Origin of the sequence: Halomonas sp. IOP_14 (genome assembly GCF_021021315.1) — a bacterium.
GTDB lineage: Bacteria > Pseudomonadota > Gammaproteobacteria > Pseudomonadales > Halomonadaceae > Vreelandella > Vreelandella titanicae.
On record NZ_JAINWD010000036.1, the window covers coordinates 39,476 to 64,166 of the forward strand.

A 24,691-nucleotide genomic window follows, 5' to 3' on the forward strand; every position below is an offset into this window, starting at 1 on the left:
GCTTACTGGAGAGACAGATGGCTTTAACCGCTGAGAAGAAGGCCGAGATCGTCACTGAATACGGCCGCGGCGACAACGATACCGGTTCCCCTGAAGTGCAGGTTGCACTGCTGAGCGCCAACATTAATGGCCTGCAGGATCACTTCAAGACCAACAAACAGGATCACCACTCGCGTCGTGGTCTGATCCGCATGGTTAACCAGCGTCGTAAGCTGCTGGACTACCTAAAGCGTAAAGATTTCGAACGCTATCAGTCCCTGATTCAGCGTCTGGGTCTGCGTCGTTAAGCGTTAACGGCAACGATTAGAAACGGGCAGCTCCTTGTGAGCTGCCCGTTTTTTTATGTTTCGTGTTTACGGCAAGTAGGGAACTGGTAGCCCTATCGCGCTCCAGCGCCTAGAATGGTAACGAGTCAAAACGACCTAAACGAATAGACAAGTAGATATTGATAATGCTGAAGGAAGTCGCTGTGAATCCGGTAAAGAAAACGTTCCAGTACGGTCGTAGCACCGTCACGCTCGAAACCGGGCGTATTGCTCGCCAAGCTACCGGCGCTGTCATGGTTACCATGGATGACACCGTCGTGCTGTGTACCGTTGTCGCTCGCAAAGAGGCAAACCCGAGCCAACCCTTTTTCCCTCTCTCGGTACACTACCAAGAGAAAACCTACGCAGTGGGCAAGATTCCTGGCGGCTTCTTCAAGCGCGAAGGTCGTCCCACTGAAAAAGAGACGCTGACCTCGCGTCTGATTGATCGCCCAATCCGTCCGCTGTTCCCTAAAGGCTTTATGAACGAAGTGCAGGTCGTCTGTACCGTTCTCTCCACCGACCGTAACCACGATCCGGATATTGCCGCACTGCTGGGTACTTCCGCAGCGCTGAGCATCTCTGGCGTGCCGTTTAGTGGCCCGATTGGCGCAGCCCGCGTTGGTTTTAACGAAGAGAAAGGCTACTTCCTCAACCCAACGGTTGAAGAACTGGCCACCTCTGAGCTCGACATGGTCGTCGCCGGTACTGAAAAAGCCGTGCTGATGGTTGAGTCTGAAGCCAAAGAGCTGCTCGAAGACGAAATGCTGGGAGCCGTTCTGTTCGGTCACCAGGAAATGCAGGTCGCGATCAGTGCCATTAACGAACTGGTTGCTGAAGCGGGCAAGCCGCGCTGGGAGTGGCAGGCCGCCGAAGAGAACCAGGCGCTCAAAGCCGCCATGGCCGATGCGTTTGAAGCTAAAGTGGGCGATGCTTACCGCATCACCGACAAAATGCAGCGCCAGGATGCATTGGCTGAGTTGAAAGACCAGGCGATTGAACAACTGGCAGCCGATGAAGGCGAACCCGTTAACGACAAGTTCAGTAAAGATGACGTCAAAGGTGCCTTTGCTAGCCTGGAAAAACGCGTTGTGCGTTCACGGGTGGTAAAAGGTGAACCGCGTATTGACGGTCGTGACAATCAAACCGTTCGCCCGCTGGCGATTGAAGTCGGTGTGCTGCCGAAAGCTCATGGTTCTGCCATCTTTACGCGTGGTGAGACCCAGGCGATTGCCGTAGCAACACTGGGCACGCTGCGTGATTCACAGCTAATCGAATCACTGGAAGGTGAGCGTAAAGACCGCTTTATGCTGCACTACAACTTCCCTCCCTACTCGGTGGGTGAAGCTGGCTTTATGGGTGGCCCGAAGCGTCGCGAAATCGGCCATGGCCGCTTAGCGCGTCGTGGTGTGCAGGCAATGCTGCCGTCAGAAGACGTCTTCCCCTACACCATTCGTGTGGTGTCTGAAATTACCGAGTCTAACGGCTCCAGCTCCATGGCCTCTGTATGTGGCTCTTCGCTGGCCCTGATGGACGCAGGCGTGCCGTTAAAAGCACCGGTCGCCGGTATTGCCATGGGCTTGGTAAAAGACCCGGACGGTTTTGCGGTATTGACCGATATTCTGGGTGACGAAGATCACCTTGGCGATATGGACTTTAAAGTTGCCGGTTCCGAAGAGGGCGTCACCGCCCTGCAGATGGACATCAAGATCGAAGGCATCAACGAAGAGATTATGGAGCTCGCGCTGCAGCAAGCACTGACCGCGCGACTGAGTATTCTCGAGCAAATGAATGTCGTGATCAGCCAGAGCCGTAGCGATGTCTCCGACAACGCGCCGTCCATGGCAACGATCAAAATCGATCCGGACAAGATCCGTGACGTTATCGGTAAAGGTGGCGCAACCATTCGCAAAATCTGCGAAGACACCGGCGCCTCTATTGATCTCGACGACGATGGCACCGTGCGTATTTACGCGGAAGATAAAGCCGCCGCCAAGCGCGCCATCGACACCGTACTGGCGATTACCGCTGAAGCGGAAATCGGCAAGCTGTATCACGGCAAGGTCGTGCGTATTGCTGACTTCGGTGCGTTCGTTAACATCATGCCCGGCACCGATGGCCTGGTTCACATCTCGCAAATCGTTGCCGAGCGGGTTAACAACGTGCGCGACTTCTTGAACGAAGGCGATGACGTGGTCGTTAAGGTGCTGGATATCGACAACCGCAACCGCGTGAAGCTGTCGATGAAAGAGATCAGCGAAGAAGAGAAAGCCGCTTTTACCGCGGAAGCAGCGGAAACTGAAGCGGCGATTTAAATCGCTAGCTAGGTTTCTGAGAACGCCCTCGTAGCCTCTGGCTACGGGGGCGTTGTTTTTGCGGGGTATCGGCTTTGTATCAGATATAGATTTGTTAGCCGGGATTTAGAGAAAATCAAGGAGCTGCAGATGGAGCTGGAACAAACGCCGCGCTGGTGGGCGGTGGTGGCCGTGATGATCGGCATTTTTTTACTGGTGACCGCAGAGCAGCTGCCGATTGGGTTGCTTTCCCAGGTGGCATCTAGCATGGGCGTTACCCCCGGCATGGCGGGCTTAATGGTCACCGTGCCCGGCGTGGTCGCTGCCTTTTCAGCCCCGCTGCTGCCGGTAGCGGTGGGGCGCTTGGACAGGCGCATTATGCTCACGGCATTGATGGCCGTAATGGTGGCCGGGAGTGTGCTATCGGCATTGGCCAGCAGCTTTATCCTGTTGCTTGCCGCCCGCGTGCTTGTGGGGCTTAGTATTGGTGGCTTTTGGGCGGTGGCGGGCAGCATTGCCCCACGCCTAGTGCCAGAGGCTCAGGTGCCAAAAGCGATGACGATGATTTTTGGTGGTGTCGCGGCGGCCTCGGTGCTGGGTGTGCCACTGGGCACGCTGCTGGGGGATCTAAGCAACTGGCGGGTCGCCTTTGGGGCGCTGGGAGGGCTAAGCCTGTTAACGGCAGCTGCGCTGTGGTTTTGGCTACCGCCGCTACCACCGCGAGAACCTGTGCGTTTGCGGGTATTGGCGCAGCAGTTTAGCAATCGCGGTGTGCGAGTCGCGGTGTTAACCACCGCCTTTGTAGTGGTTGGCCACTTTGCCGCCTACACCTTTATTAGCCCCATCCTGCAAGAGATCAGCGGTATTTCCCAACGCCATGTGAGCAGCCTGCTGCTGCTTTATGGGGCGGCAGGCATTGTGGGCAATATTGCGGCAGGCATGTTTGCCGGGCGCCACCCTTACCGCGCGGTGCTGGCGATTCCCAGCCTGCTGCTCATTGTGGTGGCTGTTTTCCCTCTTCTGGGTGTTCAGCCGAGCAGCGGTGTCATGTTGCTCATGATGTGGGGCGCGGTGTTTGGCAGCGTATCAGTCAGCATTCAAACCTGGATTATACGCACTGCACCCAATACCGAAGCCGCCACGGCGTTGATGGCGTTTACCTTCAATATGTCCATTGGCCTGGGCGCCATGCTAGGCGGGCGTATCGTCGATGGCACTAGCCTGCCCATTGCCATGTGGGCCGCATCGGGGTTATTTCTGTTGGGGGCGCTGTTGGTCTGGCGAACACCGTCACGCATTGTGGGGGAGAAGCGTCGTTAAGTAAGCGATAAATAATGCGCAAGTATCTGGCTATGTTGGCTGTTCGCGCAGCCAACTACGCAAATTATCCAAACGGCGATCCTCGCGCAGTGCATCTGGGTAGACTAACCAGAAACCAACGTCTGCGTTGACTGGATGTTCGAATACCGACGTTAGCCGCCCCAATCGCACGGCGCTATCGGCCAGCTCGCAGACCACTATCGATACACCCACCCCATCGGCGGCGGCCTGCAGGGTTAATCCGCCGGAATCCACCTGCGTGACCACGGCGGGTTTGAAGGGGCCGCCGGGAAGGCTCTCCATCCAGCGTTGCCATGTCAGGCAGTGGCGGGAGACAAACAGATTGGCCTGGCTGACACGGTCAAGGCGATCGCAATGGGAGCCGGTAGCAAAGCCTGGACGGGCATAAAGGTCGATGGTTGCTTCAAAGAGGAGATCGGCCTGTAATTCCGGCCAATGCCCGTTGCCGTACCAGATGCCCACATCGGCCACCCCCGCGGCAAGGTCTACCTCATCCTGCGTAGTGGATATCTCAAGCGAGAATCCACGCCGCTCGAAGGGATACAGGCTTAACCGTGGCGACAGCCAGTTGGTTGCAAAAGTAGGCAACATGTTGAGACGTAGCGGCCCGTCACGGCGTTTTTGGCGAAGTGAGTCAACCCCCTTGGCAATCTGCGTAAAGCCTTGTTGCAGGTAAGGTGTTAGCTTGTGTCCCGCGTCGGTAAGCTCAAGACGCGTTCCTGCTCGGCGCAGAAGCACGACGCCAAACAACTCCTCCAGTATGCGCAGTTGGTGACTGACGGCCGAAGGAGTGACCGAAAGCTCCATGGCCGCTTCCTTGATTGAAAGATGCCGCGCCGTCGCCTCAAAAGCGCGTAGAGCATTTAATGGCACAGGAATCCGCATAATCGCTACCCCCACCCTCGAAGGTTGATAAACAGATCATACAAGAAGCCGCGCTGACCACGCTGTAAAAATCGCTGAGCAAAACTCAGCCCAGTTTGAGATTTACTCACTCGTTTTTAAAACATACAGAGGACAGACTGACGATATCGATAATCTGCTACTGGGTGGGGGCCATGCTAAACGCTCTTGATGACCGAGATGGGTTGATCTGGCTCGATGGTGAGCTGCTTCCTTGGCGTGAGGCGCGCCTGCACGTGCTTAGCCATGCGTTACACATGGGGGGAGCGGTATTCGAAGGCATGCGTGCCTACGGGCGGCGTGTTTTTCTGGGTGACGCGCATTTGGAGCGTTTAGAGCGTTCCGCCGCACTACTGGACTATCGGCTGCCCTGGTCGCACCGCGAGCTCAGCCAAGCGATTGACGCGGTGCTATGGGCCAATCAGCTAACCGATGCGTATATCCGCCCTATCGCCTGGCGTGGCGCGGATAGTGTGTCTATCGCGGCGCCTCAAGCACGTGTCCATGTGGCGATTGCCGCTTGGGATTGGCCTACGGCGGCGTCCCAGGGGCGGGCAGAGGTAGGTATTCGGCTGCAACTGGCCAACTGGCGACGCCCGCCCCCTGATACGGCGCCTACTGCCTCTAAGTGTTCTGGACTGTATATGATCGGCACGCTAGCCCGCCATGCGGCCATAGCAGTAGGCTGTGATGATGCGTTACTGCTCGATAGCGACGGCTTAGTCGCTGAAACGACAGCCACTAATCTGCTTTTGGTCAGTGATGGCGTACTGGTAACCCCACTGCCGACCTGTTTTCTTGATGGCATCACCAAGCGCCATGTGTTGGGTTTGGCACGTCAGAGAGGCCTGTCGGTAGAGGAGCGAGCGGTTACACTCGAGGAACTGCGTGCTGCAACCGAAGTGTTGACTGCCGGCACCTCGGTCGAGCTTCAGCCGGTTGTGGCATTGGTGGAAGATAAGGCGAAGACCGAATGGCCCGTGGGCCCTGTCACCCAGCAACTGATTGCGGACTTTCATGCTACGGTCACTGGGGCTAAGAACGGTATAGCTGCAAGGCGACAGAACATTGATGCCTGAGCCCGTCTATATCAGCGCGGCGGATAGTTATGCGCTGCGCGGGTGGGTATGGCGCCGACCTTGTGTTTCGTCGTCTCACCCTGGCCCCGTGGTGATCATTAACACCGCCACCTCGGTGCGCTGACGCTATTACATGCCCTTTGCTGATTATTTGTATCAGCAAGGGTGGGACGTAGTGACCTACGACTACCGGGGAATCGGCGATTCGCGCCACCATTCGCTGCGCAAACTCAAGGCCGACTGGATCGACTGGGGGCAGCATGATTTTGAAGGCGTTCTACGCTACGTCGCCAGACGTTTTCCTGGTCAGCCTATCGATGTGGTGGGTCACTCTGCGGGCGGTTTCGTGATTGGCTTTGCCCAGTCCGCCCATCGCGTGCGTCGCATCTTCACCATGGGCGCACAGTATGCCTATTGGCGGGACTACGCACCCGAGGCTCGGCGATCTATGTTCTTGCGTTGGCATCTAGCGATGCCACTGTTGGCACTTTTGGTCGGCTACGTACCCGCCAAGCGTCTGGGGTGGATGGAAGATACACCCAAAGGCGTAGCACTGGATTGGGCGCGAATGGGGCCGCGCTTTGAGCACAACGTGCGGCGTAAACGTGAAACACCTGAGGGCGAGCCCGAAGCTGAGATGCTGGTGCGGGGCTTCACGCGTGTGCAGGCACCGATTTTGGCGCTGGGCATCGATGATGACCCTTTCGGCACTCGTCCCGCGCTTGATCGCCTTCTAGAGTATTACAGTAGTAGCGAACGCTATCACCTGCGGCTAGCGCCAACTGCGGTGGGCCAGCCAAGCATCGGTCATTTCGCTTTTTTCCATAAGCGCTTTCGCGACGTGCTCTGGCCACTTGCCATGGAGTGGCTGCGCACCGGTAATCCGCCCACGACTTTTCCTGGCGAGCTGCGCTATCGACCGCGTAAGGAGACCTGCAATGACAACTAACAAGCCAGCGACCCTGCTGCTATTTCTGCCCGGTCTCGGCAATTCTGATGCCGACCACTGGCAGTCACTATGGGGGCTAAAGCGGCCTAATAGCCTCCGTTTTCAGCCTGGCTCCTGGGATGAGCCGAATCTCACCGATTGGCTGCAGGCATTGGATACCGCCATTGATGAAGCTGAGGCACCGGTGTTGCTCGTTGCTCACAGTCTTGCGTGCCTGCTGGTGGCGCACTGGGTACAGGAGGCCAATAGCAGCGATGAAAGAGCTCATCGATTGGCGCAGGTAAGCGGCGCGTTGCTGGTGGCAGTACCTGACCCTGGCGCAAAGGCTTTCCCACCCGAAGCGAGCGATTTCCGCAACGCTCCTGCTCGGCCTCTGCCATTTCCAGCGCTGGTTGTAGCCAGCAGTGACGACCCCTACGCGACGACGGACTATGCCCGGCAGCAGGCTGCGACATGGCAAGCCGACTTTGTTGACGTGGGCGCCTGCGGGCATATCAACGCCGCAAGTCAGTTGGGGGAGTGGCCTCAGGGGTGGGCGTTGTTGGAGGCATTAGCATGAGTTTTCATACGATGACAGCACGCGATGCACTGACTGCGCTCTGGTCACTGGGTGGTTTGCCGGCGGAGGCTTTGGACAAGATCACGTTGACCGGCCATGATCCCGTTTTCCCATCGTCGTTTGCCGTTGGCGCCGCCGCGCAAACGACGATCGCTGCCACGGCACTTGCCGCCTGCGAGTTGGGGCATTCACGCGGGGCTTCCCGCCAGCCAGTCGCGGTGGAGATGGCGCACGCTGCCGCTGAGTGCTTGGGGTGGTTCAGCCTGGATGACCAGGAACCCAGCCTCTGGGATCCGTTCTCCGGCTTATATCGCTGCGCCGACGGGCACGTTCGTGTACACACCAACTTTCGTCACCATCGCGATGGCGCGCTCCGATTACTGGGCCTGGATAAGAGATCGGCGACACGCGAAGATGCCGCGCAAGCACTGTTGCGCTGGCAGGCGCTGGCGTTCGAGCAGGCGAGCGCTGAGCGTGGCCTAGTGGCCACGGCGCTGCGTCGCTTCGATGAGTGGGATGTAACGCCCCAGGGCCAGGCCATCGCATCGCAGCCCCTGATGACGATCACCCGCATCGGCGATGCGCCGCCTCGCGCGCTGCCAACTCTGGCAAATAACGCCCGTCCGCTCACAGGAGTGCGGGTGCTCGACCTCACTCGCATCCTGGCTGGGCCGGTGGGAGGGCGGGCGTTAGCTTCATTGGGTGCGGATGTGATGCTGGTGAACTCACCTAACCTTCCCAATATCGCTGCCATCGCCGAGACCAGCCGGGGCAAACGCTCGGCGCATATCGATTTACGCACCGCTGCCGGGCGAAAGTTACTATGGCGGCTCATTGAGGATGCCCAGGTATTCTCTCAGGGCTACCGCCCTGGCGGGCTAGCCGCACTCGGTTTTTCTCCTGAGGCCCTGGCTGCTCGTAGGCCCGGCATTGTCAGCGTGTCGCTCACCGCCTACGGTACTCAGGGCCCCTGGGCCAACCGCCGCGGTTTTGACTCGCTGGTGCAGACGGCGATGGGATTCAATCATGCTGAGGGTGAAGCGGCCGATGACGGCAAGCCACGTGCGCTGCCGATGCAGATTCTCGACCAGGCCAGTGGCTTCCTGATGGCCTTCGGGGTAGCTGCCGCCCTGTGGCATCAGCAGCACGAAGGGGGGAGCTGGCATGTGCAGGTTTCGTTGGCGCAGACTGGTCACTGGCTGCGCGGGTTGGGGCGCGTCGAGGGAGGTCTTGACTCTGCTAGGCCCGACTTTGCGCCCTGGCTGACAAGTGATATTTCTGGCTTCGGCCTGTTACGCGCGGTGCGTCCCAGCGCGCAACTGCTGCGCACGCCAGCAGGCTACGCACGGCCCTCGATGCCACCTGGCACGGATGCGCCGAACTGGACGATGCAGTCATGACCCGAGTGGCACCGCAAGCGGCCTTGATCGTTCCTGTTCGCGAAGCCGAACCCGTGGTTGGCGAGCTTCGTCAGCGCTATGATGCCACAGCGGCTATAGGCGTGCCCGCGCACATAACGCTACTTTATCCCTTTGTATCACCTAACGAGATTGTCGAGAAAGATCTTCGCAAGCTTAAAGCGATTGCTAAACAAACCACGGCTTTTGAGTTTTGGCTATCGGGTGTGGGACGATTCACGGACACGGTGTATCTTCAGCCAAGCCCTAGCGCTCCTTTTATCTCGCTGATTAAAGCATTCGTCGATGCCTTCCCAGACTACCCACCCTACGGTGGTCTCCATACGGGCAGCATACCTCACCTCACCGTCGCCAGAGAGAGTGGGCCAGAGGCACTCGAACGAATAGAAGATGAGGTGCGTTTGTTGATGGCGAAACAGAGGGCGATTCAGTGTTACTGCAAAAATTTTGCGTTGATCGTGAATACTGAGGGGAGATGGGTGACTCAACAACGATTTTCTCTTGTCGCGTCAGAGGCCAATGGCGACTAGTGCCATTTAGCTCGGTAATGATGATGTTAGTAGAACAAGATAAAGAGGTTTGTGCATCCCGAACGGAAAAAGCCCTCGTCAATTGACAAGGGCTTATATTAGTTCTTAGTTAAGCGAGCGAAGGGTAGGTTTTTAAGGCCGCTCGATAGCCAAGGCTACGCCCTGACCGCCGCCGATGCACAGCGTCGCGAGGCCTTTCTTGGCGTCGCGGGCGATCATTTCGTGGAGCAGCGTGACCAGTACGCGGCAGCCGGAGGCACCGATGGGGTGGCCTAGAGCGATCGCGCCGCCGTTGACGTTCACTTTAGACGTATCCCAGCCGAGCTCTTTGTTGACAGATAGCGCCTGGGCGGCAAACGCTTCGTTGGCTTCGACCAAGTCCAGGTCGTCCAGGCTCCAGCCGGCTTTTTCCAGGCAGCGGCGAGTGGCCGGTGCGGGGCCGATACCCATAATGGCAGGGTCAACGCCTGCGTTGGAGTAAGCCGCTATGCGTGCCAGTGGCTCTAGCCCCAACTGCTTAGCTTTTTCGGCGGAGCAGAGCATAACCACCGCCGCGCCGTCGTTGAGCGCCGAGGCGTTACCGGCGGTAACGGTGCCGTCTTTCTTAAACGCAGGGCGCATGCCGCCAAGCTTCTCCGCGGTCACTTCCCGTGGATTCTCGTCGGTATCAAACACCACCGGGTCGCCTTTGCGCTGGGGAATTTCCACCGGCACGATTTGGCCTTTGAACTTACCTTCTTTGATGGCGGCAGCTGCTTTCTGCTGCGAGGCTGCGGCGAACTCATCCATTGCTTCGCGAGTGATACCGTACTTCTCGGCTAAATTCTCGGCGGTAATGCCCATATGGTAGTTGTTGAACGCATCCCACAGGCCGTCGTGCACCATGGAATCAATTGCCTTCCAATCGCCCATGCGCTGGCCGTTGCGAGAATTGGGCAGTACATGGGGCGAAGCGGACATATTCTCCTGGCCGCCGGCCAGAATCAGCTCGGCATCGCCGCAGCGAATGGCCTGCGTAGCGAGATGCAGTGCCTTAAGGCCTGAGCCACACACTTTGTTGATGGTCATGGCCGGTACCGAGTCCGGTAGGCCGCCTTTAATAGCCGCTTGGCGCGCCGGGTTTTGACCAACGCCCGCGGTGAGCACCTGGCCCAGCAGTACTTCGTCAACCTGATCGGGAGAAACGCCGGTTGAGGCAAGGATATCCTTGATCACCAAAGCGCCTAGGTCGCTCGCTGGAATACCTGCGAGGGAGCCGCCGAAAGCGCCCACAGCGGTGCGGCGTGCCGCAACAATGACTACTTCTTGCATAAGATGACTCCTGGAGTAATTAACAGACAGTCTGATACCAGATGCCCGATAGGCGTGCTCTGTCAGCCGTACTCTTTTATTCGTACTCTGTCAGCCGTCTCTTCAGCATAGGGGAAGGTGGTGCGTTGCGGCAATAAACCTTTATGGGCAAATAAAAACGGGCCAACATGTGGCCCGTCAGAAGAAAGCATTAGAGGCGCTAAGATTAGGCCAGTTGTGATCAGGCCAACTGTACCGGGATAATATTGCTGGTGTGGCTGACGTGGTTGCCTTCCTGGAGATACACCAAAGCAGGCTGGTGGTTTTCCAGTTCGGCTTCGGAGTAGTGGGCATAGCTGCAGATAATGATCCGGTGGCCAGGGGCAGCGAGGTGGGCCGCAGCGCCGTTGATCGAAATGAGCTTGGAGCCTTCCTCACCGCGAATAGCGTAAGTGGTGAAGCGTTCGCCATTCTCGACGTTGTAAATCTGGATCTGCTCATTTTCACGAATACCCGCCATATCCAGCAGGTCGCCATCGATGGCGCAAGAGCCTTCGTAGTTGAGTACCGCGTGAGTGACGCGTGCCATGTGCAGCTTGGCTTTGAGCATGATGGTATGCATGTGAGTTCCTATTTTTACCCGTTGTTTGTTTATTCTCTGCCAGTAGTGGCAGCGCTGGCCGGGAGTTGAACAGTGAGGTTATCGATTAATCGCGCCGGGCCCAGCTTGGCGGCGGCCAGCAGTACCGCATGGCGGGTCGCTAGGTTAATGGGGCCTAGCGTGACATCGCGCAGTTCCAAATAGTCTAGCGTAAAGCCCGCATCATACAGCGCGGTGTTGCCCTGGTGTAGTACCTTTTCGATAGGTTCTCCGCGCTCTAGCGCATCGCGAAGCGTACACAGCGTGCGGTAAAGCGCAGGGGCGATTGCACGCTCCTCGCTACTTAAATAGCCATTGCGTGATGACAGTGCCAGGCCATCTTCTGCGCGCACGATGGGCACGCCGATAATCTCGATCGGCATGTGCAGGTCGTACACCAGCTTACGAATCACCGCCAGCTGTTGGTAATCCTTCTCCCCAAAGCAGGCGACGTCGGGCTGCACCAAATTAAACAGCATGCTAACCACGGTGGAGACACCGTCAAAATGGCCGGGTCGTGAGCCGCCACACAGACCCTCACCCACCACGGGCACATGCACGCGGGTCTGGGCGTCCAAGCCGTTGGGGTAGAGCGAGCTCACCGTCGGGGCGAACAGCACGTTGCAGCCGGCCTCGATAAGCTGTGCTTGGTCGGCATCAAAGGTACGCGGGTAGCCGTCTAAATCTTCGCCTGGGCCAAACTGCATCGGATTGACAAACAGGCTTGCGACCACGATATCGGCGTGCTGGCGCGCGCAGTCGACCAGCGCTAGGTGCCCGGCATGTAGGTTGCCCATGGTGGGTACCAGGGCAATACGCTGGCCGCGTTGGCGGTAATCTCGCAGCGTGCTGCGTAGCTGATCAATGTCTCGCAAAGTGCGCATAGTCGTTTCGCGTCAATAACAAAAAATGGTCGATAGTCGAGCTGTTTTAAAAACAGTTGTTAAAAACGGTTCTTAAAAACAATGCTCTTGAGCCGGGAAGGCGCGGGTTTTGACGGCTTCGTGGTAGTCCTGGAAAGCTGCTTGAATGCTATCAGCCTCAGCCATGAAGTTTTTTACAAAGCGCGGTGTGCGGCCATGGGTGATGCCGAGCACATCGTGCATTACCAGAATCTGACCATCGGTATCCGGCCCTGCGCCAATGCCAATCACCGGTACATCCAGCGCTTCGGTGACCGCTTTGCCCAGGCTGGCAGGGACGCACTCAAGCAGAATCACCGAGGCGCCCGCCTCGACAAGCACTTTTGCGTCATTAATGATGCGCTCAGCGTGAGCAGCGTCGCGCCCCTGCACTTTATAGCCACCTAGCTGATGCACGGTTTGTGGGGTTAAGCCCAGGTGGGCACATACCGGTACGCCGCGGCGGGTAAGTTCACGAATGCCATCGGCCATCCACGCTTCGCCTTCCAGTTTGACCAGCTCCGCGCCCGCGCGCATCACGGCACCGGCATCTTCCAACAGGCGCTCGGTGGTGGCGTTGCTCATAAAGGGAAGGTCTACCATCAGCAGGCTATGGCCTTTACCACGCGCAGCGCAGCGGGTGTGGTAAACGATGTCTTCAATAGTGACGGGCAGAGTGCTGTTATGGCCCTGTAGCACCATGCCCAGCGAATCACCGACGAGCAGGACATCAATGCCTGCTTGGCTTGCCGCATGGGCAAAGGAGGCGTCGTAAGCGGTTAGGCAACTGAATGTCTCGCCAGCCTGCTTATAGGCCTGCAGCGTGCTTAGGGTGACGGTTTTCATGGCGTGCTCTCATGTTTTACGTGAGGCCGCTGCGACATAGGCAGCCGACCATTATTGATGCTGCATCCCTGCATGCGCGAAGTGGCGTAACCGGCAATTGTTACCTGAATGGGGTGTCGGTGTCGAGATTTGTGTCAAATGGTAGCGTTAGCCGCAACTAGGCGCAGGGTAAGCGTTCCAAACCTTGGTTCTCAACTTGCTCAAGCCACGTGGATAGCGGCTGTTGGGGGAGGTCTAGAGAGGGGGCGATCTCTGCGAGGGGGAGCAGTACAAAGGCCCGGGCAGTTATTTGCGGGTGCGGCACGCGTAGGCGTGGCGTATCGATAGTGTCATTAGCGTAGAGCAGCAGGTCAAGATCGAGCGTTCGGGGCCCCCAGCGGCGCTGGCGGCGGCGGCGATGCTGCTGCTCTAACGCCTGAAGCTGGTCGAGTACCGCCAGCGGCGAGAGCCGTGTCTCCAGCGCGGCCACCGCGTTGATAAAGTCCGGCTGATCTTGCGGCCCCACCGGGCGGCTGGCGTAAAGCGATGATGCTGCCACCAATCGGCTTAGCGGTAGCATTGCCAGCTCGTTGAGGGCCTCGCGAACCTGCACGATAGGCGACTCTAGATTGCTACCCAAGCCAATATAGGCGAGCTGGGGAGGAGCACCCACTACTCTGGCGCGCTCGGCTTACGGCGCCGTTTGCGACGACGATCGCCCTGGCTGGCGGGGTCGCCGCCAACTTTTTGCAGTAAGCGGCGCTGTTCGTGCTCATCGCCGCGCTGAAACGCCGTCCACCATTCGCCTAAACCACTCGGTATCTCGCCCGCCTGTTCGCGCAGCAGCAGCAGGTCATAGCCCGCTCTGAAACGCGAATGTTCGCGGGTTTGAAAGGCTTTTTTACCGCGCCGCTGGGGTAGGCGCTGCTGTAATTCCCAAATTTCCCGCATCGGGATGCCAAAGCGCTTGGGAATCGATGTGAACTCTAACTGACGAGATACCACCTGCTGAGCCGCCGCTTGAAGCGCAGGAATGGGCGGCATGCCCTCCTGCTCCAGTGCTTCCTGGTGATGTTTGACCGGTGCCCATAAAAACGCAGCCAGCAGAAACGCTGGGGTGACGGGGCGCTCTTCGGCGATACGTTTATCGGTATTGGTCAGCGCCTGCTCAATCAGCTCTTCGGCCCAGGCGGCATCGGCCATGGCTTCTTCGGCCTCGGGGAACAGCATACCGAACAGGCCGTAGTGGCTGAGCAGCCGGAAGGTAACCAAGCCGTGGCCCGACATAAACAGCTTGAGCACTTCATCGAATAGCCGCGCTGGGGGAATCTGCAGCAGCAGCGGCGCCTGATCGTACATCGGCGCTTCAGTGGCGGGGTCTAGCGTGAAATCCAGCTTAGCCGCAAAACGCACCGCCCGCAGCATACGTACCGGGTCTTCGCGGTAGCGTGTCGCCGGGTCGCCAATCAGGCGCAGGGTGCGGGTCTTAATGTCCTCGGCACCATTGGCAAAATCGGTGATGCTGAAGTCGGCGATATTGTAGTAGAGCGCATTAACGGTAAAATCGCGGCGCAGCGCGTCTTCTTCGATATTGCCCCATACATTGTCGCGCAGCAGTAACCCTTCATCGGACTGGTGGGCAATGTGGTCGCCATGCTCGTCTTGGGGTTTGCCACGGAAGGTGGTGACCTCAATGACCTCGCGGCCAAAGCGCACATGGACAATCCGAAAACGGCGGCCGATCAGGCGCGAGTTACGAAATAGATCGCGAACCTGCTCTGGCGTGGCGTTGGTGGCGACATCAAAATCTTTGGGCATCTTGCCCAGCAGCGCATCACGAATGCAACCGCCCACCAAATAGGCGTCGAAACCCGCGCCGCTAAGGCGATAAAGCACTTTTAACGCGGCATCGCTAATATGCTGGCGAGAAACAGGGTGCTCGGACCGAGGGATGTTGCGCGGAGTGAGGGCGCTGGTGGTGCTCTCTTGGGGATCAAGCAAGGTTTTCAATTGCTCCCCCGGGCTGTGTAGGAAACGGGTAAATCCTTTAAACATGCGACGATTTCAACTCGCAGGTACGAAAAAATGGTCGTAAAAATAGTCGTTAGAAAACACTTCAAACGAGTACTGAACATAAACCACGAGTGGCTGAGTGTAGCCGACCCTTCATGGCTTGCAAAGAGCGGCTTGCAAAGTAGCGGCTTGCAAAGCACTTGACGCTGGCGGGGGCTAACCCAGGTTTTAAACCCAGGTTTCAAACACGGAAAGGGGAGGCTAAAAGAGCCTCCCCTATCAAGCAATTAATCAGCGTCCGTGCTGCTATTTTTCTTCATGATGGCACATCGCCCTGAATACGCACCGCAGTCGGTAGGCGTAAGGATCACGATGGTTCCGACCGCCTCGTATTCAAAACAATAATCCAACCGCGAACTTTTCTCCCCCCGGGGTATTATTATTGGCGCCGGGGTGTACACACTGACAGCTATTGTTGTTGTTAGGATGCCAAGTCACATTGTACGTCGCGTCCTTTCGGGCCACTTGCTAACTTTTGTTGTTGTTCGCTGCGCCTGTGTTGCCTGCGCAAGCAAGTAATGAGATTCAAGCCTGTTGTTCTTGTTAGTACCGTTATCTCTACCTGGCCCTGTTGTTTTTGTTGTGGCTCAGGTTGTGGCGAGGTCATGTTGTTTTTGTTGGTGACCTGGCGCTATGCCCAGTTTGTTTTTCTTACCCAGTAATACTGCAGACCCTGTGCCACCTATTTAATAAATTATAAATTTCAGAAGGTTGGAGTTTTTTAAGTCGCTGCGGAACTTTACGGCGCGAGAAGTGTTACCCCTTTCGCGCCCGTTTGTGCGCGGCATTGTGTGGGAAGGTAACAGTGCCAGGGTAGCGAAAGGCAGAATATTTCTTATTTAAATCAGCATATTAGACGATGGTCGTAGGGGTAGTGTGGAGACAGGAGGGAATGGGAATGCCCAGGTGCTTAACCTGGGCGCCGGGCGGTTTTTTTGCGCGGTATGCCAAGCCGCTGGCGTCGTTCCCAAAGGTTTTTACGGCTAATGCCCAGTTTTTGTGCCAATTCGGTTTCACTCATTTGGTCTTGGTGTTCTAGGACAAAGTGCTGAAAATAATCTTCTAAAGAGAGATCATCTTCATTCTCTTCAGCACTTTTATCACCGCCACCACTGGCAGCAGGTGTGCTGGACGCGCCAGAGGACGGATGGGGGCGTGGGGTGGTCGGCGCTAGACCCAGGTCATCCGGATGGATCAGATGCCCCTCGGCAAGAATCACTCCGCGCTCAAGGGCATTCTCCAGCTCGCGAACGTTACCCGGCCAAGGGTAGTCGCGCAGATCCTGGCGGGCTGCGCGGGACAAACGCAGGCCCGTGCGTTCGTGGCGTTTACACGCCTTGTCGAGCAGAATGTCGGCGATCTCAAGCACGTCATCCTCGCGCTCGCGCAGCGGCGGCAGCTCGATCTGCATTACGTTCAGCCGGTAGTAAAGGTCAAGGCGGAACTCACCGGTTTTTGACAGTGCTCGCAGGTCACGATGGGTGGCCGCAATCAGGCGGACATTGACGTGGCGGGTTTCCACCGAGCCAATTTTACGGATTTCACCCTCTTGAAGAACGCGCAGCAGACGCGCCTGGGCATCCAGCGGTAGTTCACCAATCTCATCCAAAAATAGCGTACCGCCATCAGCGGCTTCGACTAACCCGGTGCGCGCAGCGCTGGCGCCGGTAAAAGCGCCTTTCTCATGGCCAAACAGCTCTGATTCGATCAGCGTTTCAGGAATCGCCGCGCAGTTGACGCAGATCAATGGTGCCTTGGCGCGCTTGCTCTGCTGGTGAATGGCGCGTGCCACCAGCTCCTTGCCGGTACCTGACTCGCCAAGAATCAATACGGTGACATCGGCCGGGGCGGTTTTACTAATGCGGGTGTAGACCTGCTGCATGGCAACGCAGTTGCCGATCATGGTTTGCCGGCTGCCGCCTGCATCGGTGATATCCGGGGGCGGACTCTGCTGCATCGACTGCTTGTGCAGGATCCGCTCAACGGTCTCCAATAGCTCCGCGTGGTCAAAGGGCTTGGCAACGTAGTCCACGGCCCCCTGTTTGAGCGCTTCCACCGCAGAGCGCATGCTGGCGTAGCTGGTCATGATCAATACCGGCACGGGGGCTGCGGCGGTGATCAGCGAGGTGCCCGGTTCGCCCGGCAGACGCAGGTCGCTGATGATGAGGTCGAACCCTGCGAGCTCAAGCTGGCTGGCCTCCTCAGCGCTGCCTGCTTCGCTGACCGTATAGTCGTGGCGTTCCAGAAGGCGCTTTAGCGCGCTGCGAATAATCGCTTCATCTTCAACAATCAGAATCCTGGGCATGGGTTGGCTGATCATCCTGTTGGTAAAGCGGCAGCCATAACGTAATGGCCGTGCCGCGAGGCTGTCCGGGGGGTGGCGAAGCCACGTCTATTTTACCCTGGTGCTCATTGATAATCTGGTAGGCCAATGAAAGGCCCAGACCGGTGCCCTCGCCGGCGGGTTTGGTGGTGGTAAAGGGCTCGAATAGGTGCTCGCGCACTCGTGGGTCGATGCCCTGACCGTTATCGGTTATCCGCCACCATGCAAGCTGCTCGTGGCGCCCTGCGGTCATGTGAACTTCTCCCCCTTGGCCGCAGGCATCCCGGGCATTGCTCAGCAGGTTGACCATCACTTGCGTTAATCGCTGGGCATCGCCGCGCACCACCACGTCGTCAGGCGTTTCATTGGTTAAGGTAACATCCTCTCCCGAGCGGGCGAGGTGGATCAAGTGCAGTGCATCTTCGCTAATGGATGCAAGTGCCACAGGTGAGGCAGGGAGCGGTACCGATTGGCGTCCCCCATGGGCAAAACCAACCAGTGAGTTAACGATTTTGGTGACCCGCTGGGTTAGCTGCTGGATTTGGTCGGCGGTCTCCAGCAGGGCGGGGTCGTTGGTGTCGTAGCGTAGATTTTGCGCCAGCGACGAGATGCCGGTAATCGGGTTGCCAATTTCGTGGGCGACCCCAGCGGCTAACTGGCCGATGGAGGCAAGGCGTGCTGCATGCACCAACTCATCTTCTAACCACTTCATTTCGGTATGGTCTTCAATCAGAATAACGCTGCCGCCACGGCTGTCACTACCGCTGAGAATCGCTTTGTGCAGGGTCAAAAAATAGTCTTTACCGTGCAGCGTGACCGCCTGTTTGTAGAGCGGTGTTGACGTGGTTTCCAGCACGCCACCGAGTAGGCTGGGCCAGGGGGCAGGTAGGCTGTCGCGGCGTGAACCGATCACGCTTTCACCGCTAATACCCGAGAGTTGAGAGAGCGCCTGATTCCACATTAGTAGTTCATCGTCATCGCCTAGCACGCACAGCCCCACAGGCAGATAGGCCAGGGTTTGGCGGTGGTGGCGGCGCAAGCCGTCGAGTTCCCGGGCTAGCCCCGTTAACCGCGAACGGTAGGCTTCCAGGCGACTTTCAACAAAGTGAATATCGTCGGTTTCAGGGGTGTCGTCGTGGCGGTAGGGTAGATAGCGATCAACAATATCCCGTGCCACCGATGGGCCCATTAGGCCCGAGAGATTGGCCTGAATACGGTCACGCAAGCGACGCAGCGCGTAGGGACGGCGCTCCTGGGGCGTTAAGTTGAGTGCTTGCAATGCCCGATTCACTTCACGGCTAGCCGCCTCATCGCCGAGGGCGTGGGCTAAGTGAGTCGAAAAATCGCTCGCCGTGGCGGCTTCCAGTGGAAAGCGCTTGGAGCGGATAACGGCATCGACGGAGCACGCTTCCGCGGCGGACTGCTCACCTTCAGAAATACGCGTAAACAGCGATATCACAATCAACAGCAGGATATTGACCGCTAACGAGAGCAGCGTGACGTTGTACCAAACCGGCGCACCAGTGTCGGTAAGCGGGGTAAAGGGCAGCGTCGGTACGGGTAGCGAGAACATGAGCGGCAGCCATAGCCCCCATAGCCATACGCCGACGCCTGCGATGAGGCCAATAATCATGCCTTTACGGTTAGCGCCCGGCCAGTAGAGCAGCGCCAGCATGCCAGGCAGGCACTGGGCCATGCCGACAAACGCGGCTAATCCCAAACCGATAAGCCCATGATGGCGACCTACCCACTGGTAAAACACCCAGCCGCTGATAATCACAGCGACCACTAGCCCACGGCGCAGCCACAGCAGCCAGCCGTAGAGATCACTGCGCGCTTCCGGGGGCCTCGCTACCAGTACAATATGATTAAGCACCATGCCGGAAAGCGCCAGCGCAATCATAATCATGGTGCCGCTGGCGGCGGCTAGCCCGCCGATAAACGCCAGCGCCCCTACCCACCAGTGTTCGGTCATTAGGTAGGCGGCATAGGCGGCGATGGGTATGTCGGGATTGACCGATTGCACGGCCCACCAAATCAACGGTACGGGTAGCGCCATTAATAGCAGGAAAAGCGGCAGCGCCCAGCTAGCTTGTAGCAGGGTATGCCGGGATAGACTTTCTGAAAAACTGATATGAAACAGATGCGGCATCATAAACGCCGCCGCAAAAAACAGCAGCAGGAGAGTTCGCCACTGGGCCGGGTCAAGTTTGGGTGTCTGTTGTTGGAGGAGAGCGCCAGGGCCCTCCAGCCACAGCTGCAGGTCGCCTGGGCCGTCAAACACCATCCATAGCGCCACCACGCCGAGCCCCAGCATGGCCAGCAGTTTAACAATGGATTCAAACGCAATGGCGCTAAGCAGAGTGTCGTGGCGGCCGTGAGACTGGCTGTGGCGGGCACCGAAAATAACCGCAAAGGCGGCAATTACGGCGCAAAAAAGTAGCGCAACGCTACCTCCCGCTTGGCTGGCGGTGATGATATTGATGGCTTCGCCCAGGGTTTGGACTTGAATGCCGAGCAGTGGCAGCACCGCCAGTAGACTGACGATGGTGACCAGCGTACCCGCCCAACGAGAGCGAAAGCGAAAGGCAAACAGATCCGCCAATGACGTTAGTTGATAGGTGCGGGTGATGCGCTGGATGGGCACCAGTAGCACAGGGGCAAGCAAGAAGGCGCCCGCTGCGCCCAGGTAGTAGGCGAGGAAGCCAAAACCCGCGTGGGCAGCCATTTCCACGCTGCCGTAAATCGCCCAGGCGCTGGCATAAACACCCAGGGCAAGGGTGTAAACAATCGGGTGGCGGGTAATACGCACCGGCACCCAGCCGCGCTCTACCGCAAAACCGCAGCCAAACAGCAGTGCCAGGTAGCCTAGCCCAAGCAGTAGGACGCCGACTATCTCAACGTGCATCTCAACGTTCATCAAGCTTTCTCTTCTGCTCCAGCCAGAGGGTTAACGCAATCAACCCACCCCAAATCGCAAACGGCCGGTACCAGGCGGCCTCAGGGTCGCTCCAGCCATTCATCAGCAGCGGAGAGAGCAGGTAGCCGCCAAACACCAAAAACAGCATGATGCGATAGACATACATATCAATCTCCTACTGGAGGTGAAGAGGGATTTAAACGGTGTGCCGTTGGGTTTAAACGTGCCAACGACCAGTTCGCTACCGCCCAGTGTAGCTGAGTCGCGGGGGGCTCTGAGGCCAGTTCTTGTGGCGGCGCTTGATCAAGCGCTTCCAGCGCCTGAAAGAGCTGCTGGCGCACTTTCTGCTCGTCTTCTGCCAGGGCCGGGGCCAGGTTTTGCTTGGAGAGCTTTTGCCCTTCAGCGGTCACAATGAGTGGCAGATGCAGGTAACGCGGCTGCGGTAGCTGAAGTGCGCTCTGCAATTGGCGCTGCCAAGGGGTGTTATCGAGCAAATCGAGCCCGCGTACCACATCGGTAATCTGCTGCTCGGCGTCATCCACTACCACGGCGAGCTGATACGCCCATAGGTCATCTTTGCGCTTTAATACCACATCGCCTAGTTCAGCCGGGTCAAACTGCTGCTCGCCGAACAGCCGGTCTTGCCAGCGGATAGGGCGTTCGCCACGGTCGCTGCGCAGCCGCCAGGCCACCGGTTTATTCGCATCGCAAACGCCATCGCGGCACCAGCCGGGGTAGATAACAAACGCCTGCCACTGCTTGCGCGAACAGCTGCAGGGATAGGCCAGGCCGAGTTGGACAAGCTGGTCAAGCGCCTGTTGGTAAGCATCGCCGCGAGTGTGCTGCCACATTACCGCTTCGTCCCACTCCAGCCCGAAGGTTTCCAGCTGGCGAAGGATAGTGCTCGCCGCACCTTCAGGGCAGCGCGGTGGGTCGATATCTTCAATGCGCACCAGCCACTGCCCATCGGCCGCGCGGGCATCTAAATAGCTGCCTAAGGCGGCGACCAAAGAGCCAAAGTGCAGCGGGCCAGAGGGCGTAGGGGCAAAGCGACCACGGTAGCGAGCAAAGTCATTCATATTAGCGTCGTTGTTGAAAGGGGCTGATTGTTCACAAAAAGCCATTCACAAAAACGGGCACCCTAAGGTGCCCGCGTTCGAGTAGCACGGTCTTTTAGTGCTCAGCCGCCTAGCTGTTTCTCTTTGAGTTCCGCCAGGGTTTTGCAATCCACACAAAGGGTGGCGGTGGGGCGAGCTTCTAAACGACGAATGCCGATTTCAACGCCGCAGGCTTCGCAGAAGCCATAATCATCATCATCGATGTTATCTAGCGTCTCGTTAATTTTCTTGAGCAGCTTACGCTCGCGATCCCGGGTACGCAGTTCCAGGCTAAAGCCCTCTTCCTGGGTAGCACGGTCGGCGGGGTCGGCGTAGTTGTTCGCATCTTCCTGCAGGTGGCGTACGGTACGATCCACCTCTTCCATGAGATCCTGTTTCCAATCCAGCAGCAGCTGACGGAAGTGCGCTAGCTGCTGCTCGTTCATATACTCTTCACCCGGCGCTGGCTCATACGGTGTGAAGGACTTGGACGCTTCCGGTTTCTTTTCTGCTACTGGCATGGGACTGCCCCTTACATATGTGACTACTGATCGACCATGAGCGATTGTCACGATCTCACGCCAAAGGGATGCTTGTTTAGCTGAAAAATGACTGGGTTGCAAGCATAATGGTGAGCTTTCGATGAATGTTTGGCCTTGAATATGACTAGCGCCATGTTTTAGTTAGTTTTTCAATATTTGTCCAGTTTCAAAAATGATTAGATGAAGGAGCCGTTATGGCCTGGAATTCGCGTGTCGATCACGTTGCCCCTTTTCGGGTCATGCATTTGCTGGAAATGGCCCAGGCGCGGGAAGCCGCCGGCTTTGATGTCATTCACCTGGAAGTAGGCGAGCCGGATTTTGCTACCCCCGAGCCAATTATCGCTGCCGGGCAGCAGGCGTTGGCCAGTGGCCATACCCGCTACACCCCAGCAGCTGGGCTGCCCGCGCTGCGTGAGGCGATCGCCGGGCACTATGCAGAGCACTTTAACGCTACGGTTGATCCAGCGCGCATTTTGGTAACGCCGGGTGCGTCCGGGGCGCTGCTGCTAGCCAGCCAGCTATTAGTCGAAAGCGGCTCGCGGGTGCTGATGGCTGACCCTAACTACCCCTGCAACCGCCACTTTATGGCCTTAGCGGGCGCTGAGATTGATGCGATCTCCGTGGGGCGTGATAGCGGTTGGCAGTTGGACGCTACCCTGGTCGCCCAGCACTGGCGTGAGGACACCAGCCTGGCGATGTTGGCGTCGCCCTCTAACCCTACCGGCCACACGTTGAGCGAGCAACAGCTCTCAGCAGTGCTGGCAGCGGTCGCTGAGCGCGAAGGCGAGGTCATCGTCGATGAGATTTATCAGGGCCTCAACTACGACGATGCGCCGCTCTCAGCGACTTCGCTCTCCGCCAACGCCTTTGTGGTCAACAGCTTCTCAAAATATTTTGGTATGACCGGCTGGCGCTTGGGCTGGCTGGTGGCGCCAGAGCATGCAGTGGAGCCATTAACGCGGCTGGCGCAGAATATGTTTCTGGCCGCGGCGACGCCGTCACAGCATGCCGCCCTGGCGGCGTTTACGCCCAAGTGCCGGGGTATTCTTGAACAGCGCCGTGAAACCCTGAAAGAGCGCCGCCAGGTGCTGCTGGAGGGCCTTGCAGGCTTGGGGCTGGCACCGGATCTCCCGCCCCAGGGGGCGTTTTATTTGTGGCTGGATATCTCCCGCTACAGCCGGGATAGCCAGGCCTTCTGTGAGCGCCTGCTGCAGGAAGAAAACGTGGCGATTACCCCGGGTATTGATTTTGCTGTACGTGGCGGCGAACACCATGTGCGCATTGCGTTCACCAATGATGTGGCCCGGCTGGAAGAGGCGGTGGCGCGGATTACACGCTTTGTGGGCAGGCTGTGATGCTGGCCTATCCGGCGCTGGTGCCGGGCACTCTGATCAAGCGTTATAAGCGCTTTCTCGCCGATGTGCGTTTGGATGATGGTCGCGAAGTCGTCGCCCACTGCCCCAATACCGGCTCAATGAAGGCGGTGAACGTGCCAGGGTGCCGAGTGTGGCTGTCACCCAGCGATAACCCCAAGCGCAAGCTTGCCTGGACGTGGGAGTTTATCGAGCTGCCCCAAGCGGACGGACAGGTGGCGCTCGCCTCGGTGCATACCGGCCGCGCTAACCGCATCGTGGAAGCGGCGCTGGAGGCGGGGGCTTTGGAACCGTTGGCAGGCTACGCCACTCTGCGCCGGGAGGTGAAAGTGGCCGACGCCCGCCTCGATTTTAGGCTGGATGACCCAGAGCGGGGGCGGGCGTATATCGAGGTGAAGCAGGTCACCCTCAAAGAGCAGGACGGCCACGGCTACTTTCCGGACTCGGTGAGCGTGCGTGGTACCAAGCATCTGCATTCGCTGCGAGTGCTGGCAGAGCAGGGTGAACGGGCGGTGCTGCTGTTTTGTGTCGCCCATGAAGGTATTGCCGATGTGGCCGCCGCAGCCCATATCGACGCGACTTACGCGGCAGCCCTAGCGGAGGCCTCGGCCAGCGGGGTGGAAGTGCTGGCCTATAGTATTGAGGTGGTGCGGGAGCAACAGCGTCCCATTGGAGTGCGGTTAACCCGTAGCCTGCCTGTACGGCTGTAGATAGAGCAAGCTTTGCATACGTTGGCCTATGACCAGCGGCCGTGGGTAGTTGTAAGCAAGGGTCTTTCGCCATGGATGGCGAAAGTAGCGCCCAAGGATGGGTTTACAGCGCCCTTGCGTCAATCTACCTACGGCATGTCGAGAGCTATACAGGATTGACTTAGCGATCAATATAAAAACGCTGAATAAAGTTCACCGGTTCGGGGGCGGCGTTGCGGTCGTAGCGCACGCTTAGCTCAAAGCGCATGTTCTCATCGTCGAGTAGGGTAAAAGGCGCCAGGTGGTAGGTGGCATCGCCGTCGTGCACGGTGCGAAAGCTGAGCGACTCCTGGGCGCCTGTCAAGCCGCTTACGTGGCCCTGTACGCTGGCGTTAACGGGGCGGGTACTGCCATCCTCCTGGCGCTCGCGAACGCTTACATTAACCAGGCCGCGGTTGGCGCTGCGCTGGAGGTTGTTCGCTTGGGCCACTTCCGGGGTCAAAAAGCTGCTGTTCACCGCGCTGTAGTGAATCTCGTAATCGCCCACGCTGACGAACTGCTCAGCGTGGGCCCCAGCGGCGGCGAAGAGCATGCCGACAAGGGCGGCACTCATCATTAATCTGCGTAACATGGCGTGGC

At 58.1% G+C, this 24,691-nt stretch carries 24 protein-coding genes; 11 read left to right on the forward strand and 13 right to left on the reverse strand.

What is annotated here, in order from left to right:
* The first annotated feature begins 17 nt into the window (after nucleotides 1–17).
* The 3 genes from rpsO to K7H09_RS19065 all read left to right on the forward strand — a co-directional run bounded on the left by rpsO (nucleotide 18) and on the right by K7H09_RS19065 (nucleotide 3,919).
* Entirely contained in the window at nucleotides 18–287 is a 270-nt protein-coding gene (gene rpsO, locus K7H09_RS19055; protein WP_007111823.1) for a 30S ribosomal protein S15, read from the forward strand.
* A 164-nt stretch (nucleotides 288–451) separates the two neighbouring features.
* Nucleotides 452–2,620: a polyribonucleotide nucleotidyltransferase gene (gene pnp / locus K7H09_RS19060; RefSeq protein WP_022520704.1), complete on the forward strand. Its 2,169-nt coding sequence runs from the start codon at nucleotides 452–454 to the stop codon at nucleotides 2,618–2,620.
* 129 nt (nucleotides 2,621–2,749) lie between these two features.
* Nucleotides 2,750–3,919, forward strand: a complete 1,170-nt coding sequence (locus K7H09_RS19065) for an MFS transporter (RefSeq protein ID WP_009287930.1) — start codon at nucleotides 2,750–2,752, stop codon at nucleotides 3,917–3,919.
* 30 nt (nucleotides 3,920–3,949) lie between these two features.
* Here the strand turns inward: K7H09_RS19065 and K7H09_RS19070 are convergent, their stop codons facing one another.
* Nucleotides 3,950–4,825 (reverse strand): LysR substrate-binding domain-containing protein, encoded by an 876-nt coding sequence (locus K7H09_RS19070; RefSeq protein WP_084625520.1) that lies wholly within the window; start codon nucleotides 4,823–4,825, stop codon nucleotides 3,950–3,952.
* Nucleotides 4,826–4,998: 173 nt separating this feature from the next.
* On the opposite strand from K7H09_RS19070, the gene K7H09_RS19075 reads away from it, so the two are divergent.
* The 6 genes from K7H09_RS19075 to K7H09_RS19095 are packed head-to-tail and all read left to right on the forward strand — an operon-like array spanning nucleotide 4,999 to nucleotide 9,378.
* The gene (locus tag K7H09_RS19075; RefSeq protein ID WP_141440089.1) at nucleotides 4,999–5,922 is read left to right on the forward strand and encodes an aminotransferase class IV; all 924 of its coding nucleotides are present in this window, start codon (nucleotides 4,999–5,001) and stop codon (nucleotides 5,920–5,922) included.
* A complete protein-coding gene (locus tag K7H09_RS24500; RefSeq protein ID WP_269064052.1) occupies nucleotides 5,915–6,046 on the forward strand; it encodes a hypothetical protein in 132 nt (43 codons plus the stop codon). The genes K7H09_RS19075 and K7H09_RS24500 overlap by 8 nt, the downstream gene beginning before the upstream one ends.
* Nucleotides 6,047–6,055: 9 nt before the next feature.
* Nucleotides 6,056–6,871, forward strand: coding sequence for an alpha/beta hydrolase family protein (locus K7H09_RS19080; RefSeq protein ID WP_208797120.1), 816 nt, complete (start codon nucleotides 6,056–6,058; stop codon nucleotides 6,869–6,871).
* Nucleotides 6,861–7,430 (forward strand): RBBP9/YdeN family alpha/beta hydrolase, encoded by a 570-nt coding sequence (locus tag K7H09_RS19085; protein WP_141440088.1) that lies wholly within the window; start codon nucleotides 6,861–6,863, stop codon nucleotides 7,428–7,430. The genes K7H09_RS19080 and K7H09_RS19085 overlap by 11 nt, the downstream gene beginning before the upstream one ends.
* Nucleotides 7,427–8,830 (forward strand): CoA transferase, encoded by a 1,404-nt coding sequence (locus tag K7H09_RS19090; RefSeq protein ID WP_208797122.1) that lies wholly within the window; start codon nucleotides 7,427–7,429, stop codon nucleotides 8,828–8,830. Before K7H09_RS19085 ends, K7H09_RS19090 begins: the two co-directional genes overlap by 4 nt.
* Nucleotides 8,827–9,378, forward strand: a complete 552-nt coding sequence (locus K7H09_RS19095; protein ID WP_230805507.1) for a 2'-5' RNA ligase family protein — start codon at nucleotides 8,827–8,829, stop codon at nucleotides 9,376–9,378. The genes K7H09_RS19090 and K7H09_RS19095 overlap by 4 nt, the downstream gene beginning before the upstream one ends.
* 132 nt (nucleotides 9,379–9,510) lie before the next feature.
* Here the strand turns inward: K7H09_RS19095 and K7H09_RS19100 are convergent, their stop codons facing one another.
* The 11 genes from K7H09_RS19100 to dksA all read right to left on the reverse strand — a co-directional run bounded on the left by K7H09_RS19100 (nucleotide 9,511) and on the right by dksA (nucleotide 21,969).
* Nucleotides 9,511–10,689, reverse strand: a complete 1,179-nt coding sequence (locus K7H09_RS19100) for an acetyl-CoA C-acetyltransferase (protein WP_022520696.1) — start codon at nucleotides 10,687–10,689, stop codon at nucleotides 9,511–9,513.
* A 220-nt stretch (nucleotides 10,690–10,909) separates the two neighbouring features.
* Complete coding sequence (gene panD / locus K7H09_RS19105) at nucleotides 10,910–11,290, reverse strand: aspartate 1-decarboxylase (protein WP_007111819.1); 381 nt, start codon at nucleotides 11,288–11,290, stop codon at nucleotides 10,910–10,912.
* Between the two features lie 29 nt (nucleotides 11,291–11,319).
* The gene (panC, locus tag K7H09_RS19110; protein ID WP_230805509.1) at nucleotides 11,320–12,192 is read right to left on the reverse strand and encodes a pantoate--beta-alanine ligase; all 873 of its coding nucleotides are present in this window, start codon (nucleotides 12,190–12,192) and stop codon (nucleotides 11,320–11,322) included.
* Nucleotides 12,193–12,264: 72 nt separating this feature from the next.
* Nucleotides 12,265–13,056, reverse strand: coding sequence for a 3-methyl-2-oxobutanoate hydroxymethyltransferase (gene panB / locus K7H09_RS19115; protein ID WP_138801360.1), 792 nt, complete (start codon nucleotides 13,054–13,056; stop codon nucleotides 12,265–12,267).
* 157 nt (nucleotides 13,057–13,213) lie between these two features.
* A complete protein-coding gene (gene folK / locus K7H09_RS19120; protein ID WP_230805511.1) occupies nucleotides 13,214–13,708 on the reverse strand; it encodes a 2-amino-4-hydroxy-6-hydroxymethyldihydropteridine diphosphokinase in 495 nt (164 codons plus the stop codon).
* Nucleotides 13,708–15,090, reverse strand: a complete 1,383-nt coding sequence (gene pcnB / locus K7H09_RS19125) for a polynucleotide adenylyltransferase PcnB (RefSeq protein WP_230805513.1) — start codon at nucleotides 15,088–15,090, stop codon at nucleotides 13,708–13,710. Before pcnB ends, folK begins: the two co-directional genes overlap by 1 nt.
* A gap of 928 nt (nucleotides 15,091–16,018) precedes the next feature.
* Nucleotides 16,019–17,413 (reverse strand): sigma-54-dependent transcriptional regulator, encoded by a 1,395-nt coding sequence (locus K7H09_RS19130; protein WP_138801358.1) that lies wholly within the window; start codon nucleotides 17,411–17,413, stop codon nucleotides 16,019–16,021.
* Entirely contained in the window at nucleotides 17,391–20,339 is a 2,949-nt protein-coding gene (locus tag K7H09_RS19135) for an ATP-binding protein (protein ID WP_230805527.1), read from the reverse strand. Before K7H09_RS19135 ends, K7H09_RS19130 begins: the two co-directional genes overlap by 23 nt.
* A 1-nt stretch (nucleotide 20,340) precedes the next feature.
* Nucleotides 20,341–20,517: a hypothetical protein gene (locus tag K7H09_RS19140; protein WP_007111811.1), complete on the reverse strand. Its 177-nt coding sequence runs from the start codon at nucleotides 20,515–20,517 to the stop codon at nucleotides 20,341–20,343.
* Nucleotide 20,518: 1 nt separating this feature from the next.
* The gene (gene gluQRS / locus K7H09_RS19145; RefSeq protein WP_230805515.1) at nucleotides 20,519–21,430 is read right to left on the reverse strand and encodes a tRNA glutamyl-Q(34) synthetase GluQRS; all 912 of its coding nucleotides are present in this window, start codon (nucleotides 21,428–21,430) and stop codon (nucleotides 20,519–20,521) included.
* Between the two features lie 101 nt (nucleotides 21,431–21,531).
* Nucleotides 21,532–21,969, reverse strand: coding sequence for an RNA polymerase-binding protein DksA (gene dksA / locus K7H09_RS19150; protein WP_007111809.1), 438 nt, complete (start codon nucleotides 21,967–21,969; stop codon nucleotides 21,532–21,534).
* A 215-nt stretch (nucleotides 21,970–22,184) separates the two neighbouring features.
* On the opposite strand from dksA, the gene K7H09_RS19155 reads away from it, so the two are divergent.
* Nucleotides 22,185–23,345: an aminotransferase class I/II-fold pyridoxal phosphate-dependent enzyme gene (locus K7H09_RS19155; protein ID WP_230805517.1), complete on the forward strand. Its 1,161-nt coding sequence runs from the start codon at nucleotides 22,185–22,187 to the stop codon at nucleotides 23,343–23,345.
* Nucleotides 23,345–24,073, forward strand: a complete 729-nt coding sequence (gene sfsA, locus K7H09_RS19160; RefSeq protein WP_230805519.1) for a DNA/RNA nuclease SfsA — start codon at nucleotides 23,345–23,347, stop codon at nucleotides 24,071–24,073. The genes K7H09_RS19155 and sfsA overlap by 1 nt, the downstream gene beginning before the upstream one ends.
* 160 nt (nucleotides 24,074–24,233) lie before the next feature.
* Here the strand turns inward: sfsA and K7H09_RS19165 are convergent, their stop codons facing one another.
* Nucleotides 24,234–24,683 (reverse strand): DUF4426 domain-containing protein, encoded by a 450-nt coding sequence (locus K7H09_RS19165; protein ID WP_022520688.1) that lies wholly within the window; start codon nucleotides 24,681–24,683, stop codon nucleotides 24,234–24,236.
* Nucleotides 24,684–24,691: the final 8 nt, after the last annotated feature.

Bases quoted from the DNA above. Each gene is read 5' to 3' on its own strand.
- rpsO (WP_007111823.1), top strand. From the start codon at position 18: ATGGCTTTAACCGCTGAGAAGAAGGCCGAGATCGTCACTGAATACGGC.
- pnp (WP_022520704.1), top strand. From the start codon at position 452: ATGCTGAAGGAAGTCGCTGTGAATCCGGTAAAGAAAACGTTCCAGTAC.
- K7H09_RS19065 (WP_009287930.1), top strand. From the start codon at position 2,750: ATGGAGCTGGAACAAACGCCGCGCTGGTGGGCGGTGGTGGCCGTGATG.
- K7H09_RS19070 (WP_084625520.1), bottom strand. From the start codon at position 4,825: ATGCGGATTCCTGTGCCATTAAATGCTCTACGCGCTTTTGAGGCGACG.
- K7H09_RS19075 (WP_141440089.1), top strand. From the start codon at position 4,999: ATGCTAAACGCTCTTGATGACCGAGATGGGTTGATCTGGCTCGATGGT.
- K7H09_RS24500 (WP_269064052.1), top strand. From the start codon at position 5,915: ATGCCTGAGCCCGTCTATATCAGCGCGGCGGATAGTTATGCGCTGCGC.
- K7H09_RS19080 (WP_208797120.1), top strand. From the start codon at position 6,056: ATGCCCTTTGCTGATTATTTGTATCAGCAAGGGTGGGACGTAGTGACC.
- K7H09_RS19085 (WP_141440088.1), top strand. From the start codon at position 6,861: ATGACAACTAACAAGCCAGCGACCCTGCTGCTATTTCTGCCCGGTCTC.
- K7H09_RS19090 (WP_208797122.1), top strand. From the start codon at position 7,427: ATGAGTTTTCATACGATGACAGCACGCGATGCACTGACTGCGCTCTGG.
- K7H09_RS19095 (WP_230805507.1), top strand. From the start codon at position 8,827: ATGACCCGAGTGGCACCGCAAGCGGCCTTGATCGTTCCTGTTCGCGAA.
- K7H09_RS19100 (WP_022520696.1), bottom strand. From the start codon at position 10,689: ATGCAAGAAGTAGTCATTGTTGCGGCACGCCGCACCGCTGTGGGCGCT.
- panD (WP_007111819.1), bottom strand. From the start codon at position 11,290: ATGCATACCATCATGCTCAAAGCCAAGCTGCACATGGCACGCGTCACT.
- panC (WP_230805509.1), bottom strand. From the start codon at position 12,192: ATGCGCACTTTGCGAGACATTGATCAGCTACGCAGCACGCTGCGAGAT.
- panB (WP_138801360.1), bottom strand. From the start codon at position 13,056: ATGAAAACCGTCACCCTAAGCACGCTGCAGGCCTATAAGCAGGCTGGC.
- pcnB (WP_230805513.1), bottom strand. From the start codon at position 15,090: ATGTTTAAAGGATTTACCCGTTTCCTACACAGCCCGGGGGAGCAATTG.
- K7H09_RS19130 (WP_138801358.1), bottom strand. From the start codon at position 17,413: ATGCCCAGGATTCTGATTGTTGAAGATGAAGCGATTATTCGCAGCGCG.
- K7H09_RS19135 (WP_230805527.1), bottom strand. From the start codon at position 20,339: ATGCACGTTGAGATAGTCGGCGTCCTACTGCTTGGGCTAGGCTACCTG.
- K7H09_RS19140 (WP_007111811.1), bottom strand. From the start codon at position 20,517: ATGTATGTCTATCGCATCATGCTGTTTTTGGTGTTTGGCGGCTACCTG.
- gluQRS (WP_230805515.1), bottom strand. From the start codon at position 21,430: ATGAATGACTTTGCTCGCTACCGTGGTCGCTTTGCCCCTACGCCCTCT.
- dksA (WP_007111809.1), bottom strand. From the start codon at position 21,969: ATGCCAGTAGCAGAAAAGAAACCGGAAGCGTCCAAGTCCTTCACACCG.
- K7H09_RS19155 (WP_230805517.1), top strand. From the start codon at position 22,185: ATGGCCTGGAATTCGCGTGTCGATCACGTTGCCCCTTTTCGGGTCATG.
- sfsA (WP_230805519.1), top strand. From the start codon at position 23,345: ATGCTGGCCTATCCGGCGCTGGTGCCGGGCACTCTGATCAAGCGTTAT.
- K7H09_RS19165 (WP_022520688.1), bottom strand. From the start codon at position 24,683: ATGTTACGCAGATTAATGATGAGTGCCGCCCTTGTCGGCATGCTCTTC.